Raw genomic sequence first — 8,700 nt, 5'->3', positions numbered from 1 at the left:
CGCCCGCGGCGGCCTCGTCGGCGGCTGTCTCGCTCCGGTCCGGCGTCGCCGGCATGGCCTCGGCCGTAGCCTCGTTCTCGGGCTCGGGCGCGGACTGGGGATTGCCGCAGGCGGCGAGACCGCCGGCCAGGGCGGCGGCGGCGAACAGGGGGGTCAGTCGGGTCATCGGGTCCTCCGGTCAGACCCGACCAACCGCCGGACGCCCGCTCCGTTCCCTCACCAGCGGCGGTCGTCGTCGCGCCAGTAGATCCGCTCGCGGCCGTAGCGGTAGTCGGTGTTGTAGCCGCCGAAGCCGTAGCCGCACGGATCGTCCTCGTCGGACAGCGCATGGCCCAGCAGGACCCCGGCCGCGGCGCCGATCGCCGCGCCCTTCTCCCGGTCCTCGCTGCCGGCCACCGCCGCGCCGATGGCCCCGCCCAGCAGGGCTCCGGCCGCCATGGCGCGCTGGCGGTTGCGTTCGTAGTCGCGCTCGCAAGCCGACGCATAGTTGTCCATCGAGGCGCAACCGGACAGCGTCAGTCCGCAGGCCGCCGCCGCCGTCATGGTCCACAGGTGTCGCATACCGCATCTCCCTCAGGCCCCGCCCGGTGAGAACACCGCACACTGGCCGGGCGTTCCGCGGGCCTTCCCGTCCGGCTTCCCGGCAGACGCTGTCTTCGTCTCTCGTTATCCCGGGGCCCGCGGCGCAGGCGCGCCGACCTCGGGACGACGAAAGCGGAATTGCCGCGCTGCAAATCCGCCTTCTGTCTTCATAATACCGGCGGCCAACCCGCTGTTTACGCTGCACATCATCTCCCGGCCAGCGTCACGAACGCGCCTGAGCGACGGGCTGGCCCATACTGCCCCCTTGCGTCCGCCGGTCTTTGACAATCCAATCCCCGACCGCCGCTCCAGGCGTGTTCCATCACACGGCCCTGTCGCCCCTGCCGACTCTGCCCCCGTTGTTCCGGTTTTCACCCGGGTAAAACCGGGCCCGGGACGCGCCCGTCGGATGCAGACTGCGCCGTCCTTGCCACCCCTGTTTTGGTTTTCATCCGGGTAAAACCCGGGGGGCCGCCACCGCCCTTCACCGCCCCGGCCGAAACCGCTATCAGCCGCGGATGACCCTCCCCCACGCGCTGAATGGCCTCGGCGACATCGCCGCCGACTACGACATCCTGCTCTGCGACGTCTGGGGCGTGATCCATAACGGCCGCGAGAGCTGGCCGGACGCCTGCGCCGCCCTGACCCGCTTCAACCAGCAGGGCGGACATGTCGTCCTGATCTCCAACTCGCCGCGTCCCTCCTCCGACGTCGTCGCCCAGCTCGACCGCCTCGCCGTGCCGCGCGACAGCTGGAAGGCCTTCGTCACCTCCGGCGACGCCACCCGCGCCGAACTGGCCAGACGGGCGCCCGGCCCCGCCTGGATTATCGGCCCCGACCGCGACTGGCCGCTCTATGACGGCCTCGGCCTCAAGACCGCCGCCGGCGCCGCGGACGCCGCCTTCATCTCCGTCACCGGCCCGGTCGACGACGAGACCGAGACGCCCGAAGACTATCGCGAGCGCCTCGCCGCCGGCGTCGCCAGCGATCTCGAACTGATCTGCGCCAATCCCGACCGCGTGGTGCAGCGCGGCGACCGGCTGATCTATTGCGGCGGTTCGCTCGCCGACCTGTACGAAAGCCTCGGCGGCCGCGTCACCATGGCCGGCAAGCCGTACGGCCCGATCTACGACCTGGCCGTCCACGAGGGCGAAAGGCTGCTGGGCCGCCCCGTCAACCGCGCCCGCGTGCTGTGCATCGGCGACGGCGTGGTCACCGACGTCCTCGGCGCCAACCGCCAGGCCCTGGACTGTCTGTTCATCGCCCAGGGCATCCACGGCGACGCCGCCAGGGGCGCCGACGGCCGCCTCGATCCGGCCCGCGCCGCCGGCCTGCTGCGGGCGGAAACCACCTGGGCCCGCTACGCCATGCTCGATCTGGCGTGGTGACGGGTTCCAAATCAGGCTAAGGCCCCGACATGGAACTGGTCACGACACATCCCTCGGGCGGCTACATCCTCGAGGAGCTCCACCCCGGCATGGCGGCCGAGAAGGTCATCCACGTCTCCGACGAGCGCATCCGCCTGTTCGCCGAGGCCTCCGACGACTTCAACCCGGTCCACCTCGACGACGCCTTCGCCTCGAAGACCGCCTACCGCGGCCGTATCGCCCACGGCCTGCTGTCGGCCTCGTTCGGCTCGGCGGTGGTCGGCACCATCCTGCCCGGCGCCGGGGCCATCTACATCTCGCAGACCCTCGGCTTCCACCTGCCGGTGCGCCCCGGCGACGACGTGGTGGTCCGCATCAGCGTCATCTCCGTCGACCAGGAAAGCGCCCGGGTCGAACTGAACTGCGAGGGCTTCGTCGACGGCAAGCTGATCATGGACGGCGTCGCCGTGGTCCGGGTGCCCCGCCGCCGGCGCCCCGCGAAGGACTGACTTGGTCGAGGTCGTCACCGACTGGCGCGCCCTGCCCGACCGGCTCCGGGGCGCCGCCGTCGCCATCGGCGCGTTCGACGGCGTCCATCGCGGCCATCAGGCCGTCATCGCCACGGCCCGCGAGGCGGCGCGCGCGCTCGGCGCCCCCCTCGGCATCGTCAGCTTCGATCCCCACCCGCGGCGCTGGTTCCAGCCCGACGCCGCCCCCTTCCGGCTGATGACCCCGGCCCAGATGGCCCGGGCGCTCGAACCGCTCGGCGTCGACCGCCTCTACCTCCTGCCCTTCGACGGCGAGATGGCGGCCATGTCCGACGAAGCCTTCGCCCGCGAGGTCCTGGGCGCGGGACTGGGCGTCCGCCACGCCGCCGTCGGCTTCGACTTCACCTACGGCAAGGGCCGCACCGGCTCGCCCGAGGGTCTGCGCCGCCAGGGCGCGGCGCTCGGCTTCGGCGTCACCGTCTGCGACCGCGTCGACGATCCCGACGGGCTGAAACTGTCCTCCTCCGCCGTCCGCGAGGCGCTCAAGGCCGGGGACATGACCCGCGCCGCCGCCATCCTCGGTCGCCCCTTCGCCATCGAGGGCGAGGTGATCCACGGCGACAAGCGCGGCCGCACCATCGGCGTGCCCACCGCCAACGTCCGCCTCGGCGACTATATGCGGCCGGCCTTCGGCATCTACGCTACCCGCACCCGCCTGCCCGACGGCCGGGTCCTCGATGGCGTCGCCAGCCTCGGCGTGCGCCCGATGTACGCCCTCGACGAGCCCCTGCTCGAGGTCTGGCTGTTCGATTTCGACAGCGACCTCTACGGCCAGACCATCGAAACCGGACTGGTCGCCTTCCTCCGCGGCGAGGAGACCTTCGCCGACCTCGACTCCCTCAAGTCCCAGATCGACCGCGACGCCGACGCCGCCCGCGCCGCGCTGGCGCGGGGCTGAACCGCCTGCTAGACCGCTCCCACCATGACCGTCCGCGTGTTTCGCCCGATTTCGATTAGCCGCCCGGCGTAGCGCCGCAGGGGCTTATCCCCGCGCTCGCCGGGTTCTCATCGACCTTCACGCGAACGATCAACACACGAGACGAGACTAGATGGCTGACGCCTCCGACACCCCTGCTGGCCGCGACTACCGCGAGACCGTCTTCCTGCCGGAGACGCCCTTTCCCATGCGCGGCGGCCTGCCCCAGAAGGAGCCGCAGATCCTCGAACAGTGGGGCGACCTGTACGGCAAGCTCCGGGCGCAGCGTCAGGCCGAGGGCGCGCCCCTCTACGTGCTCCACGACGGCCCGCCCTACGCCAACGGCGACATCCACATCGGCCACGCCCTCAACAAGACGCTGAAGGATTTCGTCGTCCGCAGCCGTTTCCTGCTAGGCCATGACGTCGACTACGTCCCCGGCTGGGACTGCCACGGCCTGCCGATCGAGTGGAAGATCGAGGAGCGCTACCGCGCCCAGGGCAAGCGCAAGGACGAGGTCTCCAAGGCCGAGTTCCGCCAGGCCTGCCGCGAATACGCCGCCGGCTGGATCGACGTGCAGCGCGACCAGTTCAAACGCCTTGGCATCCTCGGCGACTGGGACAACCGCTACGCCACGATGGACTTCTCCACCGAGGCCGCCATCGTCGCCGAGTTCCACAGGTTCAAGAACTCGGGCCAGCTCTACCGCGGCTCCAAGCCGGTGATGTGGTCGCCGGTCGAACGCACCGCCCTCGCCGACGCCGAGATCGAATACCACGACCACGTCAGCCCGACGGTCTGGGTCAAATTCCCCGTCACCGGGGCCACCGACGCCCATCCCGACGACCTGCTGGCCTTCCGCCACGCCAATCCCGCCGTCGTCATCTGGACCACCACCCCGTGGACCATCCCGGCCAACCGCGCCATCAGCTACGGCCCCGAGATCGCCTACGGCCTCTACGAGGTCACGGCCATGGAAGAGGGACTGGAGTTCCAGCCGTGGGCCAAGCCGGGCGACCGGCTGATCCTCGCCGACAAGCTGGCGGAAGAGGTCTTCCGTGCTGCGAAAATCGCCACGTGGACCCGCATCGACGATCTGGACCCGTCCGGCCTCGAGTGCGCCCATCCGCTCGCGGCGCTGTCGTCCGGCTACGGCTATTCCGTGCCGCTGCTGGCCGGCGACCACGTCACCGACGACGCCGGCACCGGCTTCGTCCACACGGCCCCCGGTCACGGCGCCGACGACTTCGAGGTGTGGAAGGCCCACGGCCATCACGAGGTGCCCGACACCGTCGACCCCGATGGCGCGTATTACGACCACGTCCCCCTGTTCGGCGGCCTCAAGGTCATCGAGACCGAGGGCAAGAAGACCGGCAAATTCGGCCCGGCCAACGGCGCGGTGATGGAGAAGCTGATCGAGGCCGGCAACCTGCTGGCCCGCGGCCGACTGGAGCATTCCTACCCGCACAGCTGGCGCTCCAAGGCACCCGTCATCTTCCGCAACACGCCGCAGTGGTTCATCCGCATGGACAAGCCGCTGGACGACGACGGCACCCTGCGCGAGCGCGCCCTGTCGGCCATCGACGCCACCGCCTTCCACCCGGCGGCGGGCAAGAACCGCATCCGCACCATGGTCGAGAGCCGCCCGGACTGGCTGATCAGCCGCCAGCGCGCCTGGGGCACCCCTCTGGCCATGTTTGTCGACAAGGAAACCGGCCAGCCGCTGCATGACCCCGAGGTCGACGCCCGCATCCTCGCCGCCGTGCGCGAGGGCGGCGCCGACGCCTGGTTCGACCGCCCGGACGCCGACTTCCTCGGCGCCCACGATCCGGCCCGCTACGAGAAAATCCAGGACATCCTCGACGTCTGGTTCGACTCCGGCTGCACCCACGCCTTCACCCTGGAGCCGCGCGATCCCGCCCACGGCTATACGGGCGACCGCCCGTCGCACTGGCCGGCCGACCTCTATCTCGAGGGCTCGGACCAGCATCGCGGCTGGTTCCAGTCCAACCTGCTCGAAGGCGCCGGCACGCGCGGCCGGGCCCCCTACGACGCCGTCCTCACCCACGGGTTCACCCAGGATGAGAACGGGGAGAAGATGTCCAAGTCGAAGGGCAACACGACCGACCCCGCCGTGGTGATCAAGGAGTCAGGGGCCGACATCCTGCGCCTCTGGGTCGCCCTGGTGGACTACGCCGAAGACCAGCGGATCGGAAAGCAGATCCTGCAGACCACGGTCGACGCCTATCGCAAGCTGAGGAACACTGTCCGCTATCTGCTCGGCGCCCTGGCTGACTTCGACGAGGCGGAGCGGCTGCCGCTCGACCAGATGCCGCCCCTGGAGCGGTTCGTCCTGCACCGCCTGTGGGAGCTCGACGGCGACGTCCGCGCCGCCTACCGCGACTACCGCTTCCAGGACGTCGTCCGCCCGGTGCTGGAGTTCTGCTCCAACGACCTGTCGGCGCTGTATTTCGACATCCGCAAGGACAGCCTCTACTGCGACCGGCCCGACGCCATCCGCCGCCGGGCCGCCCGCACCGTCATGCATGAGGTCTTCATGCGCCTGACCGCCTGGCTGGCCCCGCTGACCCCCTTCACCATGGAGGAGGCCTGGACCACCCGCTTCCCCGACAGCGGCTCCAACTGCGCCCGGGTTATCCCTGATACGCCGGAGGTCTGGCGCAATCCGGCCGAGGCCGAACGCTGGGCCGGCGTCGAGACGGTGCTGGAGATCGTCAACGAGGCGCTCGAGGCCGCCCGCCGCGACAAGGTCATCGGCGGGGCTCTCGACGCCTGGCCCGTGGTCACCGGACCAGCCGACGCCTTCGCCCCTTTCGAGGGCCTCGACGCCGCCGAGGTGTTCCGCACCTCGGGCGCCGAGTTGAAGGCGGGCGGCGACGCCGTCACGGTCGAGGTCCGCCTCGCCGACCATCCGAAATGCGCCCGCTCATGGCGGCGCGTGCCGGACGTCGGTTCGGATCCGGACTACCCCGAGCTCAGCGCCCGCGACGCCGACGCGGTCCGCTGGTGGGACACGCGTCGGGCCTGATCACGGTTCAGGACAGGTCTTCGGCCTGCTCGCGCAGCCGGACCGCCTGCTGCTCCAGCTCGTCGGCCTGGGTGGCCAGCCGGGGCGCCAGCGCCTCCAGCTCCGCGTCGGTCGGAATGCGGTCGCCGCGCTCGCGGGCCCGCTCGATCTGGCGGGCGCGATAGGCCGGATCGCGCAGGCGGCGGGACTCCTGCCGCATCTCCTCCGCGCCCTCGACCATCTGCTCGGCGCCGCGCCGCATCTCCACGCGCGCATTAGCCATCTCGCGGGCGACCTGGTCCCGGATCCGGGCATGATCGACGCGAGCGTGGGCGGCGGCCTCCACCGCGAGGCGCGCCTCGGTCCGGGCCTCGGCCGCGGCGGCCCTGTGCGCGGCCGCGGCGGCACGCGCCTCGGTCGCATGCGCCCGGGCTGCGTCCCGGTGTCGGTGAAGCTCGGCCCGTTCCTCTTCCGAGAGATGGCGCCGGGTTGGCGGCTCGGGCGGAGCCGGGGGAGCAGGAGGAGCAGGCGGGACCTGGGCCGCGGGGGCCGCCGGGGGCGCGGGCGGGGCCGGCGTTACGGCTGGGGCGCTGATCGCGTGGCTCGTGGGCGGAAGCGGAGGCAGCGGGGCGGCCGGCGCCGCGACCGCCATCGGCGGAAGGGGCGGCAGCGGCGGCAACGGGGGTCTTTGCGTGATATCCAGCGCGGCGATCGGGGTGGCGACGGCGACGAGGGCGCCGATGGCGAGAGCCATCGACAGCGGGCGGGGCCGGGACGCGGTGCGGATGGTCATGATGCGGGTGATCCTTCTGGTCAGGGATTGGGCGTCCGCCGCCATGCCGATAGCGGCGGACTGTCGGAAATCGGCGGCGAGGCCGACGAGGACGCGGGCGTAGGTCCGGCGATCCACCGCGGCGAGCGCGGCCGCGTCGGCGGCGTCTTCGGTCCGGCTCGCCAGGGTGGCGTGCAGCAGCCACACCAGCGGGTTGAACCAGAACAGGGCGAGGGCCAACCGGGACAGGGCGAGGAACAGCCAGTCGCCGCGCCGGATATGGGCCAGCTCATGGGCCAGGACGGCGCCTGCGGTTTCGGGACGGGCGAGGCAGCCCTGGCCGATCAGCACCACGCCGGGCGGCGGCCCCCAGCTGAGCGGACCCTCGATGCGCGAGGAGACGATCAGCCGCGGAGCTCGGCGCCCACCGAAGCGCGCCAGCGGCGCGGTCCAGGCCGGATCGGTCACGGGCGTCCCGGACCGGGTCCAGCGCCTCAGCGTCAGCACGCCGAGAAGGAAGTGTCCCAAGACGATGATCGCGCCGATCACCCAGACTCCTGCGGCTATTCCGGTCAGGGAGGGCCGCGGGATCGCCCCCTGGAGCGACAGGCCTTCAACCGGCGTCACGGCGCCCTGCCAGACCACCGCCGGCGCCGCCGCCGGCTCGACCGGCGTGGCGGGGAGCAAGGCGATCTGCAGCTCGGGTGCGAAGGCGATCAGCAGCGGCAGGCCGAGCAGCATGCAGACGGCGGCGCGCAGAATGTCGGCCCGGTCGGCCGGAGGACGGAACGAGAGCACGGCGGACAGGAGCAGCCCCGCGCCGGCGACGACGCCCGACTTGACCAACAATTCGACGAGGAGTTCGGCGTTCACGATCCCCGCTCCCTCGCCTCGTCGATCGCCCTTTCCAGCGCCTCCAGCTCCTCCGGTTTCAGCTTCTGGGTCAGTCCCAACAGGGCGGTCGCGGCGCTCGCCGCCGAGCCGGCGAAGAAGGTGTCGACGGTTCGGCGAAGCGCCCTGGCGGCGATGGTTTCCGGCCGCGGCAACGGGCGGTAGACAATGCCATCCTCGTCTGCGGTGCGGCCGACCAGGCCCTTCGCCTCAAGGCGGGCCAACAGGGTGCGCACGGCCGAGTCGCGCAGCGTCCCGCCCATGGCGGCCCGCACGGCGCTGACTGCGCCCCTCTCAAGACGGCAGAGGGTCTCGAAGACCTCTCGTTCACGGCGTGGCAGGGACTCGATCATGGAGGGTTCCGCTAGGCCTCGCTACATAGGTAGCGCTACACTTGTAGCGGATAACGTCCGGATTGTGGCGGCTGGATGAACTCGGCGTAAGGCGGTGGCCATGGGTGCGCGCCGGACAGCAAAAAGCCCCGCCGGCGGAAGCCATGCGGGGCTTTGAGATCTTGGGTGCGGGAGCAGGATTTGAACCTGCGACCTTCAGGTTATGAGCCTGACGAGCTACCGGGCTGCTCCATCCCGCGGCAA

Annotated in this window: 7 protein-coding genes and 1 tRNA gene; 4 read left to right on the top strand and 4 right to left on the bottom strand. The window is 71.2% G+C overall.

From position 1 onward, the window contains the following. Positions 1-216 precede the first annotated feature (216 nt). Positions 217-561, bottom strand: coding sequence for a YMGG-like glycine zipper-containing protein (locus VGD32_RS07110; protein WP_331031205.1), 345 nt, complete (start codon positions 559-561; stop codon positions 217-219). 539 nt (positions 562-1,100) lie between these two features. Between VGD32_RS07110 and VGD32_RS07105 the strand changes: the two genes are divergently transcribed. The 4 genes from VGD32_RS07105 to ileS all read left to right on the top strand — a co-directional run bounded on the left by VGD32_RS07105 (position 1,101) and on the right by ileS (position 6,462). Continuing rightward, positions 1,101-1,970, top strand: a complete 870-nt coding sequence (locus VGD32_RS07105; RefSeq protein ID WP_331031204.1) for a TIGR01459 family HAD-type hydrolase — start codon at positions 1,101-1,103, stop codon at positions 1,968-1,970. A gap of 29 nt (positions 1,971-1,999) precedes the next feature. Further along, positions 2,000-2,458, top strand: coding sequence for a MaoC family dehydratase (locus VGD32_RS07100; RefSeq protein WP_414644370.1), 459 nt, complete (start codon positions 2,000-2,002; stop codon positions 2,456-2,458). Position 2,459: 1 nt separating this feature from the next. Further along, positions 2,460-3,395: a bifunctional riboflavin kinase/FAD synthetase gene (locus tag VGD32_RS07095; RefSeq protein ID WP_331031203.1), complete on the top strand. Its 936-nt coding sequence runs from the start codon at positions 2,460-2,462 to the stop codon at positions 3,393-3,395. Between the two features lie 151 nt (positions 3,396-3,546). Beyond that, on the top strand, positions 3,547-6,462 hold the full coding sequence (ileS, locus tag VGD32_RS07090; protein WP_331031202.1) for an isoleucine--tRNA ligase: 2,916 nt from the start codon (positions 3,547-3,549) through the stop codon (positions 6,460-6,462). Positions 6,463-6,469: 7 nt separating this feature from the next. Here the strand turns inward: ileS and VGD32_RS07085 are convergent, their stop codons facing one another. The 3 genes from VGD32_RS07085 to VGD32_RS07075 form a co-directional block, all read right to left on the bottom strand. Next, positions 6,470-8,086 (bottom strand): M56 family metallopeptidase, encoded by a 1,617-nt coding sequence (locus VGD32_RS07085; protein ID WP_331031201.1) that lies wholly within the window; start codon positions 8,084-8,086, stop codon positions 6,470-6,472. After that, positions 8,083-8,457, bottom strand: coding sequence for a BlaI/MecI/CopY family transcriptional regulator (locus VGD32_RS07080; RefSeq protein ID WP_331031200.1), 375 nt, complete (start codon positions 8,455-8,457; stop codon positions 8,083-8,085). The genes VGD32_RS07085 and VGD32_RS07080 overlap by 4 nt, the downstream gene beginning before the upstream one ends. A 162-nt stretch (positions 8,458-8,619) precedes the next feature. Further along, positions 8,620-8,696: transfer RNA gene (locus VGD32_RS07075), tRNA-Met, on the bottom strand. Positions 8,697-8,700 lie beyond the last annotated feature (4 nt).

The organism is Brevundimonas sp., assembly GCF_036402095.1.
Taxonomy (GTDB): Bacteria; Pseudomonadota; Alphaproteobacteria; order Caulobacterales; family Caulobacteraceae; genus Brevundimonas.
Note: the sequence above shows the minus strand (reverse complement) of the source record. Positions and strands in the feature narration are given on the sequence as shown.